Source organism: Streptomyces sp. NPDC020422, assembly GCF_044386705.1.
In the GTDB taxonomy this organism is placed as follows: domain Bacteria; phylum Actinomycetota; class Actinomycetes; order Streptomycetales; family Streptomycetaceae; genus Streptomyces.
In genome coordinates this window covers 145,102-161,560 of record NZ_JBIRVJ010000007.1, presented here as the reverse complement: position 1 = coordinate 161,560, position 16,459 = coordinate 145,102, and the positions used below count along the sequence as shown (strand labels likewise).

General features: G+C 73.7%; 16 protein-coding genes. 4 read left to right on the top strand and 12 right to left on the bottom strand.

From position 1 onward, the window contains the following. Positions 1–22: 22 nt before the first annotated feature. Positions 23–646 carry a histidine phosphatase family protein gene (locus ACH414_RS20315; RefSeq protein WP_398942754.1) on the bottom strand — a complete coding sequence of 208 codons (624 nt, stop codon included), beginning with the start codon at positions 644–646 and terminating at the stop codon, positions 23–25. A gap of 237 nt (positions 647–883) precedes the next feature. On the opposite strand from ACH414_RS20315, the gene ACH414_RS20310 reads away from it, so the two are divergent. From ACH414_RS20310 to ACH414_RS20300, 3 genes are all read left to right on the top strand, one after another. Beyond that, the gene (locus tag ACH414_RS20310) at positions 884–1,357 is read left to right on the top strand and encodes a hemerythrin domain-containing protein (RefSeq protein ID WP_382537029.1); all 474 of its coding nucleotides are present in this window, start codon (positions 884–886) and stop codon (positions 1,355–1,357) included. Positions 1,358–1,640: 283 nt separating this feature from the next. Next, positions 1,641–4,148: a molybdopterin oxidoreductase family protein gene (locus ACH414_RS20305; RefSeq protein WP_398942752.1), complete on the top strand. Its 2,508-nt coding sequence runs from the start codon at positions 1,641–1,643 to the stop codon at positions 4,146–4,148. Beyond that, positions 4,145–4,561, top strand: coding sequence for a hypothetical protein (locus ACH414_RS20300; RefSeq protein WP_398942750.1), 417 nt, complete (start codon positions 4,145–4,147; stop codon positions 4,559–4,561). The genes ACH414_RS20305 and ACH414_RS20300 overlap by 4 nt, the downstream gene beginning before the upstream one ends. 44 nt (positions 4,562–4,605) lie before the next feature. On the opposite strand, the gene ACH414_RS20295 is transcribed toward ACH414_RS20300, so the two are convergent. The 10 genes from ACH414_RS20295 to ACH414_RS20250 form a co-directional block, all read right to left on the bottom strand. Then, positions 4,606–4,965 (bottom strand): STAS domain-containing protein, encoded by a 360-nt coding sequence (locus ACH414_RS20295; protein ID WP_382537035.1) that lies wholly within the window; start codon positions 4,963–4,965, stop codon positions 4,606–4,608. A 10-nt stretch (positions 4,966–4,975) separates the two neighbouring features. Then, positions 4,976–6,037, bottom strand: coding sequence for a TIGR03842 family LLM class F420-dependent oxidoreductase (locus ACH414_RS20290; protein ID WP_382537038.1), 1,062 nt, complete (start codon positions 6,035–6,037; stop codon positions 4,976–4,978). Positions 6,038–6,048: 11 nt separating this feature from the next. Then, the gene (hydA, locus tag ACH414_RS20285) at positions 6,049–7,452 is read right to left on the bottom strand and encodes a dihydropyrimidinase (RefSeq protein WP_382537041.1); all 1,404 of its coding nucleotides are present in this window, start codon (positions 7,450–7,452) and stop codon (positions 6,049–6,051) included. Between the two features lie 38 nt (positions 7,453–7,490). After that, complete coding sequence (locus ACH414_RS20280) at positions 7,491–8,771, bottom strand: aspartate aminotransferase family protein (protein WP_382537044.1); 1,281 nt, start codon at positions 8,769–8,771, stop codon at positions 7,491–7,493. Then, positions 8,768–9,610, bottom strand: a complete 843-nt coding sequence (locus tag ACH414_RS20275) for a nitrilase-related carbon-nitrogen hydrolase (RefSeq protein ID WP_386567667.1) — start codon at positions 9,608–9,610, stop codon at positions 8,768–8,770. The genes ACH414_RS20280 and ACH414_RS20275 overlap by 4 nt, the downstream gene beginning before the upstream one ends. Before the next feature lie 228 nt (positions 9,611–9,838). Then, the gene (locus ACH414_RS20270; RefSeq protein ID WP_398942746.1) at positions 9,839–11,122 is read right to left on the bottom strand and encodes a UL36 very large tegument protein; all 1,284 of its coding nucleotides are present in this window, start codon (positions 11,120–11,122) and stop codon (positions 9,839–9,841) included. 69 nt (positions 11,123–11,191) lie between these two features. After that, positions 11,192–11,593, bottom strand: a complete 402-nt coding sequence (locus tag ACH414_RS20265) for a PPOX class F420-dependent oxidoreductase (protein WP_382537056.1) — start codon at positions 11,591–11,593, stop codon at positions 11,192–11,194. An 11-nt stretch (positions 11,594–11,604) separates the two neighbouring features. After that, a complete protein-coding gene (locus ACH414_RS20260) occupies positions 11,605–12,846 on the bottom strand; it encodes an alginate lyase family protein (protein ID WP_382537059.1) in 1,242 nt (413 codons plus the stop codon). Positions 12,847–13,110: 264 nt separating this feature from the next. After that, on the bottom strand, positions 13,111–13,410 hold the full coding sequence (locus ACH414_RS20255; protein WP_382537062.1) for a hypothetical protein: 300 nt from the start codon (positions 13,408–13,410) through the stop codon (positions 13,111–13,113). A gap of 116 nt (positions 13,411–13,526) precedes the next feature. Then, the gene (locus ACH414_RS20250; RefSeq protein ID WP_382537065.1) at positions 13,527–13,778 is read right to left on the bottom strand and encodes a helix-turn-helix domain-containing protein; all 252 of its coding nucleotides are present in this window, start codon (positions 13,776–13,778) and stop codon (positions 13,527–13,529) included. 33 nt (positions 13,779–13,811) lie between these two features. Here ACH414_RS20250 and map point away from each other — a divergent pair, with 33 nt between their 5' ends. Then, the gene (map, locus tag ACH414_RS20245) at positions 13,812–14,579 is read left to right on the top strand and encodes a type I methionyl aminopeptidase (protein WP_398942743.1); all 768 of its coding nucleotides are present in this window, start codon (positions 13,812–13,814) and stop codon (positions 14,577–14,579) included. 77 nt (positions 14,580–14,656) lie between these two features. Here map and ggt read toward each other — a convergent pair whose 3' ends face one another. Then, positions 14,657–16,453 carry a gamma-glutamyltransferase gene (gene ggt / locus ACH414_RS20240; protein ID WP_382537400.1) on the bottom strand — a complete coding sequence of 599 codons (1,797 nt, stop codon included), beginning with the start codon at positions 16,451–16,453 and terminating at the stop codon, positions 14,657–14,659. Between the last annotated feature and the right edge of the window lie 6 nt (positions 16,454–16,459).

The window sequence follows — 16,459 nt, the reverse complement described above, 5'->3', positions numbered from 1 at the left end:
GCACGCCTGCCGTGCGCGGACCTCAGACGTGGAGCTCGGGCGGGAAGCCGGTCCAGCGCAGTTCGGCGGGGAGGTGACCGGTGTCGTTGAAGAGGAGGACCGCCGGGGCGCGGCCGGGGGCGTAGCGGATGACGGTCAGGGCCGCGTTGGCGTGGTTGATGCCCATCCAGCGCCACTTGGGGGCGTCGAGGGCGGCCCGGACGAGCCAGCCGGTGAGGAAGTTGTGGGTGACGAGGAGTTCGTGGCGCGGCTCGTCGCCAGGGACGGGACCGGTGAACTCCGCGAGCGCCGCCGCCGCGAGGGCGGGGCCCTGCTCGCGCTCCTCGGTCGGGAACCGGTCGAGGAAGCCGAGCAGGGCGTCGGCCGACTCCGAGGGCAGTTCCTCGCGCCGCGGAACGTACGGGAGGTAGTCGCCGGCCGCGGCGGTGAGCCGCAGCGGGACGTCCCGGAGCTGTTCGCCGATCAGCCGCGCGGTCTGCTCGGCGCGGGCGAGCGGCCCGTGGTGGACGGCCGCCAGCGGCACCCCCCGGAGCCGCTCCCCCAGCAGCGCGGCCTGGCGGCGGCCCGCCTCCGTCAGCTCGCTCTCGTCGGACGAGGCCTCGCCGTGCCGGGTGAGGTACAGATAGCGGGCGGCCGTGCCGGTCATACGCGGGTCCTCCAGCGGAGTCGATCGTGCGGACTCCCGGGGTGACGCCGGCCCGTGCCGGCCCGGTTCCGGACCCGCCCGGCTCCCGGACCGCCGGGAGCGAAGCCGCCGCGCGGAGTCGTACGACACGGAGGGCTTAATCCGGCGAAAACGGGCAGAAGCCGGGACAAGCCCTCGGCGGCCGGCAGCGGCTGCCCGGGGCCGCCACCTGAAAGGCGCTCGACGAGGAGGTACCTCATGGACGGCATCGTGCTGCTGCGGGAAGACCACAAGACCGTGGAGAAGTTGTTCAAGGAGTTCGAGCGCGCGGGCGACGACGCCCGGTCGCGCAAGCGGGAGATCGCCGACGAGGTGATCCGCGAGTTGACCGCGCACACCTGGATCGAGGAGCAGGTGTTCTACCCGGCCGCGCGGGAGGCCGCGCCGGACACCGTCGACCACGTCCTGGAGAGCGTCGAGGAGCACCACGCCGTGCTCTGGATGCTCTCGGAGCTCGAGGACCTCGACCCGGAGGACGAGCGCTTCGACGCCAAGATGACGGTGCTCATGGAGAACGTCCGGCACCACGTCGAGGAGGAGGAGAACGACTGGTTCCCCGACGTGCGCAAGGCCATGGGCCGCAACCGTCTCGTCGCGCTCGGCGAGCGCATGGCCGAGGAACGGAAGAACGCGCCCAGCAGCCCGCTGAAGGTCCCGAGCGCGGACTCGTGACGACGGCGCCGCCACGCGGCCGGAACGCCTCGCCCGGGGCCGGGAGCACCGCCGGCACCGGCCCCGGGGCCGGGAGCGTCGCCGCGGTACGGCGACGTCGCCCGGGACCGGCAGCGCCGTCCCGGGCGGCAGAGCCCCGCTGCGGGATCCACGGCACCTCGCATGAAGCCGCCCGGTCGGGGCACACGCGGGTCGGCGTCCTTTGAAGTCACCGCCCGCCTCGCTTCCCCGCAACCGGGCGGTGGCAGGACGCGGCCCCGCTTCCGGCCCGCCGGGAGGTGACGTGAGGAGCTCGGTCGACCGCATCGCGCAGCCCTGGGGCAGCCGCACCCCGTACGGGCGGGACCGTCCCTGGCCCGCCCGCCGCGACCTGTGCCTCGCCGACGGCGTCGGGGAAGCCGACGTCGAACGCTGGGTGCAGACGGCGTCGCTCCTGCACTCCGACGGCGACGCGATGGACGTCGCCGTCAAGGACGGGGCCATGGTCGGCGTACGGGGCAGGGTCGTCGACCGCGTCAACCGCGGCCGGCTCGGTCCCAAGGACGCCTTCGCCTGGCGGGCGAACGGCGCCCCCGACCGGCTCCGCCGGCCGCTGGTGCGCCGTGGCGGGGAGCTGGTCGAGACGGACTGGGGCACCGCGATGGACCTCGTCGTGGCCCGCTCGCGCACCCTGCTCGACGCCCACGGTCCGGGGTCGATCGGCTTCTACACCTCGGGGCAGCTGTTACTGGAGGAGTACTACACGCTCGCCGTCCTGGCCCGGGCCGGGCTCGGCACCCCGCACCTCGACGGCAACACCCGGCTGTGCACGTCGACCGCGGCCGAGGCGCTGAAGCAGTCGTTCGGGAGCGACGGCCAGCCGGGCAGCTTCGACGACTTCGACCACGCCGACGTCGTGGCCCTGTTCGGGCACAACCTGGCCGAGTCGCAGCCGGTGCAGTGGATGCGGCTGCTCGACCGCCTGGCGGGCACCGACCCGCCGCGGCTGGTGTGCGTCGACCCCCGGCCCACGCCGGTGGCCCGCCGGGCGGCCGTGCACCTGGCCCCGCGGATCGGCACCAACCTCGCCCTGCTGAACGCCCTCCTGCACGAGATCGTCCGCGCCGGACACGTCGACCGCTCCTTCGTCGAGCGGCACACCGTCGGTTACGACGAGCTGGAACGGGCCGTCGCGCCCTGCACCCCCGAGTGGGCGGCGGCCCGCTGCGACGTGCCGGCGGCGCTGATCCGGGAGGCGGCCGAGGTGCTCGGCACCGCGGACCGGCTGATGTCCACGGTGCTCCAGGGCGTCTACCAGTCGCACCAGGCCACCGCCGCGGCCGTCCAGGTCGACAACCTGCACCTGATCCGCGGCATGATCGGCCGCCCCGGCGCGGGGGTGCTGCAGATGAACGGGCAGCCCACCGCGCAGAACACCCGTGAGTGCGGCGCCGACGGCGACCTGCCGGGCTTCCGCAACTGGGCCAACGAGGAGCACGTCGCCGACCTGGCGCGGGTGTGGAACGTCGAGACGTCCGCCATCCCCCACCACGCGCCGCCCACGCACGCCCTGCAGATGTTCCGTTACGCCGAGCAGGGATCGCTGCGGATGCTGTGGATCAGCGGGACCAATCCGGCCGTCTCCCTCCCGGAACTCTCCCGCGTGCGGGAGATCCTGGCCCGCGACGGGCTGTTCGTCGTGGTCCAGGACCTGTTCCCGACCGAGACCGCCGGGCTCGCCGACGTCGTGCTGCCGGCCGCCACCTGGGGGGAGAAGACCGGCACGTTCACCAACGCCGACCGCACCGTGCACCTCTCCGAGCAGGCCGTCGAGCCGCCCGGGGAGGCCCGGCCGGACCTCGACATCTTCCTCGACTACGCCCGCCGCATGGACTTCCGCGACAAGGACGGCGGCCCGCTCGTCGCCTGGCACGACCCGGAGTCCGCCTTCGAGGCGTGGAAACGGTGCAGCGCCGGCCGGCCGTGCGACTGCACCGGCCTGTCGTACGCCCGGCTGCGCGGCGGCAGCGGCGTGCAGTGGCCGTGCACCGAGGCGGCCCCGGACGGGACGCCGCGCCTGTACGCCGACGGCTTCACCTGGGCGCACCCCGACCTCTGCGAGTCGTACGGCAAGGACCTCGTCACGGGCGCGCCGGAGCCGGCCGCCGCGTACCGGGAGCTGAACCCGTCCGGCAAGGCGGTGATCCGGGCGGCGGAGTACCTGCCGCCGCACGAGGACGCCGGGGCGGACCTGCCCTTCCAGCTGACCACCGGCCGCACCCTCTACCACTTCCACACCCGCACCAAGACGGGCCGCACGCCCCAGCTGGACGCCGCGGCGCCGGAGGTGTGGGTGGAGATCTCCGTCGCCGACGCCGCCGAGCAGGGCCTGGAGGAGGGCGACCTCGTCGAGGTCGGGACCCCCCGCGGCTCGCTCCAGGGGCGCCTGCGCGTCACCGACATCCGGCGCGGTCTGCTCTTCGTCCCGTTCCACTACGGCTACTGGGACACCTCCGGCGGTTCGGGGCCGGCCGACGGGGCGCCCGGACGGGCGGCGAACGAGACCACGGTCACCGACTGGGACCCCGTCTCCAAGCAACCGCTGTTCAAGACGGCCGCCGCACGCCTCACGCTCGTGGAACGCGGCGGCGGAAGGCCCTCCCCCGCCCCCACGACCACCGCGTCCGCCCCGGCCCGGCCGGGCTCGGTCCCGGCGACCAGGGGCGGCCGGGCGGCCCGCGTCGAGGAGTCCTACGACACCGGGGGACCCCACGAGGACACCGGGGGACCCCACGAAGCGGAGGCGGGATGACCGAGAACGGGATCGCGGCGGTCCTCGACGCCCTGCGCGAGGGCGAGCGCCACCTGACCGCGGAGCTCCTCGCGCTGGCCCGGCGCCACCGGCAGGAGCACGAGATCCACCACGTCGCCACGGACCTCGCGCACTGGTCGGCCGGGCACGACCGCCTCCTGGAGGAGGCCCTCGACCGCTTCGCCCCCGCGGACCAGGCCCGCCTGAGCCTCCTGGAGGACCTGCGGGCGCTGCACCTCGCCGTCGCCGGCAACCTCGTGTACTGGCAGATGCTGACCCAGGCGGCCGCGGCCAGCCGGGACGCCCGCCTCACCGAGCTCGTCGAGCACGGCCGACCGCACGCGGAACGGCAGCTCCGCTGGACCGAGACCATGATCAAGAACCTGTCGGCGCAGCTCCTGACGGTTTCCTGACCGGTCTCGGCCCCTCCTTCACCCGGGCGGCCTGGCCTCGTCCGTCACCCGGGCGGCCTGGCCTCGGCCGGGCCGAGCGCGAAGAGATCGAGGGCGCCCGTGAGCTCCAGGAGCCGCACCATCTGGTGGCTGGGGGCGGCCAGGGTGATCCGGCTGCCCGACTCCAGGGCCAGTTCTCTGGCGGCCAGCAGCAGGTTGAGACCGGTCGAGTCGCAGAACGACGAGTTCTGCAGGTCGACGACGATGTCGGCGCCCTGCGGCGCCAGGGCCACGCCGTGGAGAAGCGACGACCGCACCCGGTCCGAGTGGTCCAGGTCCAGGTCGCCGCTCAGCCACACGACGACGGATTCCGGGCCACGGCGTGCGGATTCCGGGTGTGCGGTCTGCTCCTCTTCGGATGTCATGACGCACCTCCTACGAGGGCGACTGCCCTGCCACCGGGCTCCCAAGCGGACTCGGACGCCGGCCGAGCACCGGGATGACCTCCGAGCCGTAGGCGTCGATGGTGCCCTCGCGGTTGTCGTGCATGTCGTAGACGGCGAACTGGTCGACGCCGAGGCCCTGGAGGTGCCTCAGCTTCTCGATGTGGGCCTGGGCCGGGCCCAGGAGGCAGAAGCGGTCGACGATCTCGTCCGGGACGAACTCCGTGTCGGGGTTCCCGGCGCGGCCGTGGTGGGAGTAGTCGTAGCCGTGCCGGTCCTTGATGTACGCGGTGAGCTCGTCCGGGACCATGGCCGAGTGCTCGCCGTACTTGGCGACGAGGTCGGCGACGTGGTTGCCGACCATGCCGCCGAACCAGCGGCACTGGTCCCGGGCGTGGGCCAGGGCTTCGGGCGAGTCGTCGGCCGTGACGTACGCGGGGGCGGCGACGCAGATGGTGAGGGCGTTCGGGTCGCGGCCGGCGTCCGTGGCGGCCTGGCGTACGGCCTTGACCATCCACTCGGTGAGGAAGGGGTCGGCGAGCTGGAGGATGAAGCCGTCGGCCTTCTGCCCGGCCAGGGCGAGGGCCTTGGGGCCGTAGGCGGCCATCCAGACCGGGAGCCTGCCGTTCTTCACCCACGGGATCCGGATCGGGTTACCGTCCACGGTCGCCTCGCGGCCCTCCGCCAGGTCGCGGATGACCTCGATGGCCTCGCCCAGCCGGGCCAGGGTGTTGGGCTTGCGGCCGGCCACGCGCATCGCGGAGTCGCCGCGGCCGATGCCGCAGACGGTCCGGTTGCCGTACATGTCGTTGAGGGTGGCGAAGGTGGAGGCCGTGACCTCCCAGGTGCGGGTGCCGGGGTTCGTCACCATGGGCCCGACGTGCAGTTTCGTCGTGTGGGCGAGGATCTGGCTGTAGATGACGAAGGGCTCCTGCCAGAGCACGGCGGAGTCGAAGGTCCAGCCGTAGCGGAACCCGTTGCGTTCCGCCCTGCGCATCAGGCCGACGACCTGCGAGGCGGGCGGGTCGGTCTGCAGGACGAGTCCGAAGTCCAAGGGGCGGCCTCCTAGTTCAGGTACTGGCAGGTGGAGCGGGGGACGAAGCTGCCGTGTCCGGCGCGCCCGGTGAACTTCCGCTGCTCGACGACGGGTTCGCCGCGCGAGAGGACGGTCTCGACCTGGCCGGTGACGGTCTTCCCCTCGTACGCCGAGTAGTCGACGTTCATGTGGTGGGTCGCCGCGGAGAGGGTCTGGCGGGCGTGCGGGTCGTAGATGACGACGTCGGCGTCGGCGCCGGGCGCGATGGTGCCCTTCTGCGGGTAGAGGCCGAACATCCGGGCCGGGGTCGCGCAGGCGATCTCGATCCAGCGGCGGCGGGAGATGCGCCCGTCGACGACGGCCTGGTGGAGCAGGTCCATGCGGTTCTCGACGCCCGGAAGACCGTTCGGGATCTTCGAGAAGTCGCCGACGCCGAGGTCCTTCTGGCCCTTGAAGCAGAAGGGGCAGTGGTCGGTGGAGACCACTTGGAGGTCGTTGGTGCGCAGACCGCGCCAGAGCGCCTCCTGGTGCTCCTTCGGCCGCAGCGGCGTCGAGCAGACGTACTTGGCGCCCTCGAATCCGGGCTCGGCGAGGTTGTCGGTGGACAGGAAGAGGTACTGCGGGCAGGTCTCGCCGAAGACCGGCAGTCCCTTGTCCCGGGCCGCCGCCAGCTCCGCGACCGCCTCCTCGGCGGAGACGTGGACGACGTACAGCGGCGCCCCGGCGACCCGGGAGAGCTGGATCGCCCGGTGGGTGGCCTCGGCCTCCAGGAGCGCCTTGCGGACCTCGCCGTGGTAGCGGGGGTCGGTCTCGCCGCGGGCGAGGGCCTGTTCGACGAGGACGTCGATGGCGATGCCGTTCTCCGCGTGCATCATGATCAGGCCGCCGTTGGCGGCGCCGCGCTGCATGGCCCGCAGGATCTTTCCGTCGTCGCTGTAGAAGACGCCGGGGTAGGCCATGAAGAGCTTGAAGGAGGTGATGCCCTCCTGGACGAGCTTGTCCATCTCCTTCAGGGAGTGCTCGTCGACGTCGGACAGGATCATGTGGAACGCGTAGTCGACGGCGCACTTGCCGTCGGCCTTGGCGTACCAGGTGTCGAGGCCCTCGCGCAGGGGGCGCCCGACGGTCTGGACGGCGAAGTCGACGATGGTGGTGGTGCCGCCCCAGGCGGCGGCGCGGGTGCCGGTCTCGAAGGTGTCGGAGGCGAAGGTGCCGCCGAAGGGGAGCTCCATGTGGGTGTGGGCGTCGACGCCGCCCGGGATGACGTAGCGGTCGGTGGCGTCGATGGTCCGGGCGGCGGTCCAGCCGGCCGCGATGTCGGAGCCGTGTGCCGCGAGGGCGGCGATCCGCCCGTCCTCGATCAGCACGTCGGCGTGGAGCTCGTCGGCGGCGGTGATCACCAGGCCGCCGCGGATGAGGGTGCGGGTGCTCACGGGCTTCTCCCCTGCGGACGAGTGCGGACGACTGCGAACTAGAGCGACTGGAGGGCCTGTTCGAGGATCGCCGCGCCCTCCTCCGCCTCGGCGACGGTGAGCGAGAGCGGGGGTGCGACGCGCAGGGCGCTGGTGTTGTGCCCGCCGCCCTTGCCGATGAGCAGGCCGCCGGCGCGGGCGGCCTCCAGGACGGCGCCGGCCGCTTCGGGGGCGGCGCGGTCGGTGCCGGGTTCGGCGAGTTCGATGCCGATCATCAGTCCGCGGCCGCGGACCTCCCGTACGGTGTCGACCCCGGCGGCGATGGCGCGGAGCCGTTCGATGAGGAGTCCGCCGACGCGGCGGGCGTTGCCCTGGAGGTCGTGTTCGAGGAGGTACGTGAGGTTGGCGAGGCCGGCGGCCATGGTGACGGGCGAGCCGCCGAAGGTGGAGATGGAGTTGGCGTCGAGGCAGTTCATGATCTCGGCGCGGGCGACGACGCCGCCGATGGACATGCCGTTGCCGATGCCCTTGGCGAAGGTGAGGATGTCCGGCGGGCCGTTCTGCCCGTGGGCCTGCCAGCCCCAGAAGTGCTCGCCGGTGCGGCCCCAGCCGGTCTGCACCTCGTCGGCGATCCAGAGGATGCCGTGCCGGTCGAGGACGCGGCGGAAGGCTGCGTAGAGGCCGTCGGGCGGGGAGGTGAAGCCGCCGACGCCCTGGATGGGTTCGGCGATGAGGGCGGCGACGTCCCGGGTGTGGCCGAGGAGGTCCTCGAGGTCGGCGACGCAGGCCTCGACGAAGCGCTCGTCGGTGTACTGGGCGTAGGGGCCGCGGTTGCGGACGCCGCCGTGCACGTAGAGGGTCCCCAGCGGGGAGAGGCTGGTCGGCGACCAGGCGCGGTTGCCGGTGACGCCGACGGTGGAGAAGGAGCGCCCGTGGTAGCTGTTGCGCATCGCCAGGATCTGGTTGGAGCGGCGGTACGTGGTGGCGAGGAGCAGGGCCGTGTCGTTGGCCTCGGTGCCCGAGGTGGTGAAGAAGACGCGGGCGTCGGGGATGCCGGAGAGGGTGGCGATTCGTTCGGCGAGCTCCACCATGGGGCGGTTGAGGTAGAGGGTGGAGGAGTGGATGATCCGCCCGGCCTGTTCGGCGATGGCCTTGGTGACCTCGGGGAGGGCGTGGGCGGTCATGGTGGTGAGGATGCCGCCGAAGAAGTCGAGGTAGCGGTTGCCCTCGGCGTCCCAGACGTGGCGGCCCTCGCCGTGGGTGAGTTCGAGGGGGTCCTGGTAGTAGAGGGAGACCCAGTCGGGGATGACGGCGCGGTGGCGGTCGTGGAGGCTGCTCACGGCCGGACCAGCCCGTCGTAGGCGTCGGGGCGGCGGTCCCGGTAGAAGGCCCACTGCTGCCGGACCTGCTCGATGAGGCCGAAGTCGAGGTCGCGGACGACGAGTTCCTCGGTCTTGTCGGAGGCGACCTCGCCGACGAACCGGCCGAGGGGGTCGACGAAGTAGCTGGTGCCGTAGAAGTCGTTGTCGCCGTACTCCTCGATGCCGACGCGGTTGATGGCGGCGACGAAGTACTCGTTGGCGACGGCGGCCGCGGGCTGCTCCAGCTGCCACAGGTAGGAGGAGAGGCCGCGGTGGGTGGCGGACGGGTTGTATACCAACTGGGCTCCGTTGAGACCGAGTTGGCGCCAGCCCTCGGGGAAGTGACGGTCGTAGCAGATGTAGACCCCGACCTTGCCGACGGCGGTGTCGAAGACGGGCCAGCCGGCGTTGCCCGGGCGGAAGTAGTACTTCTCCCAGAAGCCCTTGACCTGGGGGATGTGGTGTTTGCGGTACTTGCCGAGGTAGCTGCCGTCGGCGTCGATGACGGCGGCGGTGTTGTAGTAGAACCCGGCGTCCTCGACCTCGAAGACGGGGACGACGATCACCATCCCGGTCTCCCGGGCGAGCTCCTGCATCCTGCGTACGGTGGGCCCGTCGGGCACGGGTTCGGCCCAGCGGTAGTGCTCGGGCTCCTGCACCTGGCAGAAGTAGGGAGCGTTGAACACCTCCTGGAACCCGATGACCTTCGCACCCTGCCGGGCCGCCTCGCGGGCGTGTTCCTCGTGCTTGGCGATCATGGATTCGGTGTCGCCGGTCCAGGTCGCCTGGACGAGCGCGGCGCGTACGACGTCGGTCATGAGCTGCTCCTTCGGCACGGCGTCAGAGAGCCTCTACGCACGTAGACGCGATGCGTAGGAGGAGAACGTAAGCCCCGTCACAGCCCGGAGCAAGACCACTGCCGCGAACCGGCGGAGTCGATCATGTTTCATACCCGAGTGGTCCACGTCGGACACCTACCGACACGTCCCTTTCGGCGCGATCGCTCCCCTGTACGAGACCTCGGGCCGTCCGCCGGGCCCGTGCGGTCAGGCCGTACCGGCCACCCGCAGGGCGTGCAGCAGGTCCCGCTCGCGGGCCGGGGAGACGGTACGGGCGGCCGCGAGCAGCGGGGCGGTCAGCCCGGCCGGGTCGAGGGCGGCGAGGCGGGCGGCGTCCTCCGGGGTGCGGACGCGCAGGAACGCGGCGAGCAGCGCCCCCGCCTCGGCCTGGTGCCCCTCGGCGAGCAGGGCGGCACAGGCGCCGGCCAGTTCCTCCACGGGGCGGGCGACGCCCTGGCGGAGGAGCTGCTCGCAGTCGTGGGGGCGGCCCGCGTCCGCGAGGGCGCCCGCGACGGCGGCCAGCCGGGCCGGGGGCAGCGAGGCGGCCTCCCACAGGAGGGTGGCCCAGTCCGCGGCGAGGCCGGCGCGGTGGAGTTCGGCCGCCAGCACCGGCAGCCAGCCGGGCGGGCCGGCGAGGGCCTCGCAGAGCAGTCCGTGCGCCTCGCCGCCACGACCCTGGGCGCGCAGCCGCCGCAGGGCGTAGACGGCGTTGCCCGCGGCGCGGGCGGCCTGCCCGGGGTCGACGGCCGGGAGGGGGGCGGGGGCGGGGGCGGGGGCGGCGGGGGCGCCGCCGAACCGGGCGCCGCGCGGGGCCGCGCCGCCGCCCACGGGCAGCTCGGGCACGACCTGCGCCTCTTCGGGGACCGCGTCGGCCGCCTCGGTGTCCAGCCAGGCGTAGCGCGCCCCGCGCGGGCGGCGCCTGGCGGCGGCGCGCGCGGGAGCGGCGACCGGGGCGGGAGCGACGGCCGGGGCGGGAGCGGCGACCGGGGCGGGAGCGACAGCCGGGGCGGGGGCGTCCGGTCGCCTCGGCCCCTGGAGCCCCGCGAGTCGCGCCCCCAGCTCGGCCACCCGCGCCCTGGCCCGCTGCAGGTCGTCCCGCGCCCAGGCCAGTTCGGCGGCGGCGCCGGGGGTCTCGGCCAGGGTCCGGATCCGGGTCTCGGCGTAGGCGGCCTCGCGTTCCATCAGGCGACGGCGCTCGGCGAGGACCTCCGCCGCGCCAGGGGCCCGGTCGTGGACGGCCGCCGCAGCCCGGTGCAGGGCCCTGCCCCGGGCCGCGCGGGGGCCGTCGGCCGGTTCCCCGAGGTCCTGGAGCAGGGACTCGACGACGTCCCAGGGCGGGACCTCCGTACCGTCGAAGCAGGCGCGCAGACCCTCGGGGTCACGGGCGGCGAAGACCCCGTACCAGCCGCCGCCCGGTTCGAGCCGGCCGGCCAGCTCGCTCAGCCAGCCCGCGAACACGACGAGCTCCACCGGAAGTTGATGCACCGTCATACCACTGCCTTTCGGTCCACCGGCATTGGACCGCAGTCGTGTTACGGGACGGCTACACAGAGTTTTCGGTCAGGAGCCCGGGAAGCTCACGACGATGCCCGTGTGGGGGCGCTTGCCGAGACGGGCGAGGGTGGCCGGCCAGTCGACCGCCCAGAACTGCCAGGTGTACTTGCGGGAGAGCAGCCGGCGCACCCGGCGCAGCTCCTCCCCCGTCACCAGCCGGGCGACCCCTTCCACCCGGGTGGCCCCCTCGGCCACGTTCCCGCGCACGTCGCAGACGGCGGCCACGACCCGGGGGTCGCGGCGCAGCCGCTTCACCTTCCAGGAGTCGGTGCGGGTCCAGGCGTACAGCTCGTCGCCCTCCGTCGCGTACCAGACGGGGGTGGCGACTCCGGTGCCGTTCTTCCGGAAGGTGGTCAGGCTGACGTAGCGGCCGCGGCGCAGCTCGTCGGGGATGGTGTCGGGCGTCATACCCGCCGAGCCTACGCAGGGGTCGGGTTGGCGGCGTGGGTGAGGGTCTCCCAGGCCACGAACAGGTCGTCGGTGCCGCCGGGCCGCTGGCTCTGGGCGAGCTTCGCGGTCTGCGGGAGCCTGAGGTGCATCCGCCCCTGGAGGTGGTTGAGGGCGACCTCGACGTCCGGCCCCATGGTGCGGACGACCTTGCCGCCGCACAGCCAGCTCGGGGCGGTCTCGCCGAGCTGGTAGCGGGAGTGGAACTCCAGGGCCGCGCTGAGCCGGTCGGCCTGCTCCCGGTAGAGGTCGAGGCCCTGGTGCCAGGCGGTCTCGGCGATGTGGGCGGTGGCCGCGAGCGAGTAGCCGATGTGCATGAAGTTGCGGCAGGTCTCCTGGCCGACGCCGTCCCGGTAGGTGCGCTGCCCGAACCAGTACGTGGCCAGCTCGTCGGCCGTGTCGATGGTCCCGCCGGGCGGCCGCTTGGGCAGGGCGCCGTCGGAGGCCAGGTAGAAGTAGGCGGGGACCCGGGCGCGATAGCGCCGTACCGCGTCCTCGAAGACCGTGCGGTCCTCCAGGAACACCGCCATCCCGATGGCGGCGTCGGTCATCGCCAGCTCCCAGTTCCCGTTGTAGTCGGGGACCTTGGCGGTGACGTCCGGCAGGTACGCCTTGCGCAGCATCCACTTGAAGCGCTGCACCTCCGGGCCCTTCCAGGCGGGGTACCCGGAGTGCACGATCTCGGCGGCGCGCGCCCAGGAGGAGCCCGACCAGGCGGTCTGGAGGTCGGCGTCGTCGCGGGTGTGCCGCTTGACCGTCTTCGACCAGGCGTCCATGATCTCGACGGCCTTGTCGGCGTGGTCCGGGTCGCCCGAGACGGACCACATCAGCGCCTGGGTGTACGCGGCGATGGCGTCCTCGCGCTCGGCGACACAGGCGTCGGTGCCCGCGTTGGAGGCGCAGGCGACGACCTTGGCCGGGTGCGGGGTGTAGTCGAGCGAGGCGTACTTGCTCTCGCTCATCTCCTCGTACGCCGACTTCCACGGCTCCCGCCCGGCGGCGACATGGGCGCGGACGGCCGCCAGCTGGGCACCGCCGACGAGGACGCCCGGGTGCCTGAACCGCTCCGGCGCGGTGCCGGCGGGCGGCGCGGCGGCCTTCGGCACCTCGGGGCCCGAGCCGCAGCCCGTGGCGGCGAGCAGCAGCGCGGCGCCCGCGACGGCGCGGGCCAGGCGGGCCCGCCTGGCGGTGAGGAGCTTCTGACGACGGTTCACGCGTCCACGGTGGCCCGGGGGGTCCGGGCGCGCATCCGCTGCTAGGCCACAGGGCTGGCCCGGCCGTGGGCCCGGCGCGCCCCGGCAGCCCCGGGCGGAGGCGACCGCCGCCTGGCGGGCCGCGGCGGGCACGGTGCCCGACGGCCCGGGCCGCACCGCGCGCGGACATCGCGCTCGCCCCGCTGGAGGAGATCGAGCGCCGACGGCACAGCGGGGTGCGGCTCGCGATGCCCGCGCAGCCGGGGGCGGTGGACGCCGGGGCGGTCAGCCCCTGGCCTCGATGGCGCCGAGTCCCTTCCGCAGCTCCTCGGGGTTCATGACCGGCGAGTAGTGGATCCTGGCGTTGAGCCCCATGAAGAAGGGCTCCGAGATCACCGGGAGATCGGAGGTCTCGGCCAGGTCGAAGAAGAGGTACCCCGTCCGACAGCCGTCCTCGACGGTGAAGTAGGCGGCCTCGGGCCGGATCCTGTCGAGCGTGGCCTCCATGGTCTTCTGGAGCGTTCCCGCCCTGATGGCCTCGTTGGAGGCCGCGGTGTCCATCTCGATCTTGAGCAGCATGCGCATGACGGCGGCCTTTCCCGACCGGGTGGAGGCTCCGTTCGGTGCGTCCTCGACACCCGGACGCGTGTGTCTCCAGCGTCTCCCCTCCGTCGCGGCGGGTCCACTCGGCGGCGGGCCGGCTATACGGCCGCGAGCGCGCAGCGCGTCACGAGCTCGTCCATCGACAGGCCGAGCACACCGGCGAGCGCGGCGACGGTGAAGAAGGCGGGGGTCGGGGCACGGCCGGTCTCGATCTTGCGGAGGGTCTCCGCGGAGAGGCCGGCCGCTGCGGCGATCTCGGCCATCGAGCGCCCGCCGCGGGCTTCGCGCAGCAGCGCGCCGAGGCGTTCGCCGCGTTCGCGCTCTTCGGGGGTGAGAGGGGTGCGCACCATGAGGCCCATTCTAATACCGGTATAGTAATTGGCATGATGGAGATCAAGACGAACGCGACGCTGCTGGAGATGCGCGAGGCCGGCCGGGTCGTCGCCCGGGCGCTGGCGGCCGTACGGGAGAGGGCGGCGCCCGGCGTCGAGCTGGCCGAACTCGACCGGGTGGCACGCGAGGTGCTCGCCGAGGCGGGGGCGGGTTCGCCGTTCCTCGGCTACCACCCGGACTGGGCTCCGGTGCCCTTCCCGTCGGTGGTCTGCCTCTCCGTGAACGACGCGATCGTGCACGGCGTCCCGGACGGCACCCGGCTCGCCGACGGCGACCTGCTGAGCGCGGACTGCGGGGCCGTCCTCGGCGGCTGGGTCGGCGACGCGGCCGTCAGCTTCACCGTCGGCCGGGCCAGGCCCGAGGACACCCGGCTCGTCGACACGGCGTACGAGGCGCTGGAGGCGGGGATCGCCGCGGCGAGGGTCGGCAACCGGGTGGGCGACATCGCGCACGCCGTCGGCCGGGTCTGCCGCCGCGCCGGCTACGGCATCCCGGACGGGCTCGGCGGCCACGGCGTGGGCCGCACGATGCACGAGGAGCCGGGCGTCCCCAACGAGGGCCGCCCGGGCCGGGGCGTGCCGCTGCGGCACGGCATGGTGATCGCGATCGAGCCGATGCTGATCGGCGGCGGCCACGACCACCACTACACGGCGCGGGACGGCTGGACCATCCGCACCGTCAACGGCTCACGCGCGGCCCACACCGAGCACACCGTGGCGATCACGGACGAGGGTCCCCGCGTCCTCACCGCGCTCTAGGCCGGGTCCGGAAGACAGCGCCGTCCGCCCGCGGGCCAGGCGGGACTCTCCGGACGCGGCCCAGGACCGGTAGGCCCTCAGGGCGCCGGCCTGACCACCATCGCCGAGCCGCCGCCCCGGCGCACGGTCTCCGCGGCGGCCAGCCAGCGTCCGTCCGGCAGGCGCTGGACGCCGGTCGCGGCGCCGATCTCAGGGTTCTGCCGGAAGCCGTGCCCCAGCGCTTCGAGTTCGGCGCGCAGCGGGCTGTTCCACAGGGCCGGTTCGAGCTCGGTCGTGGCCTGGTTGCGCTGGCTCGCCCGGGGCGCGGCGATGGCGTCGACCAGCGGCAGACCGCGGTCGAGGACGCCGGTGAGGGTCTGGAGGACGGTGGTGATGATGGTCGCGCCGCCCGGGGAGCCGAGGGCGAGCACCGGCCGGCCGGTCTTGTCGAGCACGATCGTCGGCGAGATGGAGGAGCGCGGCCGCTTGCCGGGGCCGGGCAGGTTGGGGTCGTGCACGGCCGGGTCGGCCGGCGCGAAGGAGAAGTCGGTCAGCTCGTTGTTGAGCAGGAAGCCGCGGCCCGGGACGGTGATGCCGCTGCCGCCCGTCGACTCGATGGTGAGGGTGTAGGCGACGACGTTGCCCCACTTGTCGGCGACCGTCAGATGGGTGGTGTTCTCGCCCTCGTACGTGGTGGGGGCCGCCGTCCCGCCGCTCGCGCAGGGCGCCGGGGAGCTCGGGTCGCCGGGGGCGAGCGGGCTGGTCAGGGCGGCGTCGTCGCGGATCAGGCAGGCCCGGGAGTCGGCGTACCGCTGGGAGAGCAGTCCGCGCACGGGCACGTCCTCGAAGGCCGGGTCGCCGACCCAGCGGCCCCGGTCGGCGAAGGCGATCCGGCTGGCCTCGATGAAACGGTGCAGATAGCGGGTCCGGGAGGCGCCGGAGAGGTCCGTGCCCTCCAGGATGTTGAGCGCTTCGCCGACGGTGGTGCCGCCGGAGGAGGAGGGCGCCATCGAGTAGACGTCCAGGCCCCGGTAGGACACCTTCGTGGGCCGGCGGTCGACCGTCTCGTAGGCGGCGAGGTCCTTCTCCGTCAGGTCGCCGGAGCGCACCACCCGGGTGGCGCCCGGGCGGACCGGGGGACGCCGGACGGTGTTCACGATGTCGCGGGCGAGCGGGCCCCGGTAGAGCGCGCCGACGCCCTCGCGGCCCAGCTTGGCGTACGTACGCGCCAGGTCGGGGTTCTTGAAGGTCGCGCCGACGACCGGCAACTGCCCGCCCGGCAGGAAGAGTTCGCTGGTGGCGGGGAAGTCGCGGAAGCGGGCCTCGTTGGCGGCGGTCTGGGCGCGGAAGGTCGCGTCCACGGTGAACCCGTCGCGGGCGAGCCGCTCGGCCGGTTCGAGGAGCCGGCCCAGCGGCTTGCTGCCCCAGGCGTCGAGCGCGGTCTCCCAGGTGGCGGGAGTGCCGGGGGTGCCGACGCCGCGCCCGCTGGTCTGGCCCTCCTCGAAGGGGATGGGCTTGCCGTTCTCCACGAAGAGCCCGGCGTCGGCGGAGCGGGGTGCGGTCTCGCGGCCGTCCACGGTGTGGACGGTACGCGTCCGGGCGTCGTAGTAGACGAAGTAGCCGCCTCCGCCGATGCCGGCCGAGTACGGCTCGGTGACGCCGAGGGCCGCGGCGACGGCGACGGCGGCGTCCACGGCGTTGCCGCCCTTGCGGAGCACCTCGATCCCGGCGGCGGAGGCGTCCGCGTCGACGCTGGCCACCGCCCCGCCCCAGCCGGTGGCGACGGGCACCTTCGCGGGAGGCGCCGGCTCCGTCGGCGGCGCGGCGGCGCCCACCGAGAGGACCGTCGCGGCGACGGTGAGAACCGACAAGCTCCGTGCGGTGGAACGCCGCATCCGAGA

Bases quoted from the DNA above. Each gene is read 5' to 3' on its own strand.
- ACH414_RS20270 (WP_398942746.1), bottom strand. From the start codon at position 11,122: ATGACGGTGCATCAACTTCCGGTGGAGCTCGTCGTGTTCGCGGGCTGG.
- ACH414_RS20300 (WP_398942750.1), top strand. From the start codon at position 4,145: ATGACCGAGAACGGGATCGCGGCGGTCCTCGACGCCCTGCGCGAGGGC.
- map (WP_398942743.1), top strand. From the start codon at position 13,812: ATGATGGAGATCAAGACGAACGCGACGCTGCTGGAGATGCGCGAGGCC.
- ggt (WP_382537400.1), bottom strand. From the start codon at position 16,453: ATGCGGCGTTCCACCGCACGGAGCTTGTCGGTTCTCACCGTCGCCGCG.
- ACH414_RS20265 (WP_382537056.1), bottom strand. From the start codon at position 11,593: ATGACGCCCGACACCATCCCCGACGAGCTGCGCCGCGGCCGCTACGTC.
- ACH414_RS20275 (WP_386567667.1), bottom strand. From the start codon at position 9,610: ATGACCGACGTCGTACGCGCCGCGCTCGTCCAGGCGACCTGGACCGGC.
- ACH414_RS20315 (WP_398942754.1), bottom strand. From the start codon at position 646: ATGACCGGCACGGCCGCCCGCTATCTGTACCTCACCCGGCACGGCGAG.
- ACH414_RS20250 (WP_382537065.1), bottom strand. From the start codon at position 13,778: ATGGTGCGCACCCCTCTCACCCCCGAAGAGCGCGAACGCGGCGAACGC.
- ACH414_RS20255 (WP_382537062.1), bottom strand. From the start codon at position 13,410: ATGCGCATGCTGCTCAAGATCGAGATGGACACCGCGGCCTCCAACGAG.
- ACH414_RS20310 (WP_382537029.1), top strand. From the start codon at position 884: ATGGACGGCATCGTGCTGCTGCGGGAAGACCACAAGACCGTGGAGAAG.
- ACH414_RS20295 (WP_382537035.1), bottom strand. From the start codon at position 4,965: ATGACATCCGAAGAGGAGCAGACCGCACACCCGGAATCCGCACGCCGT.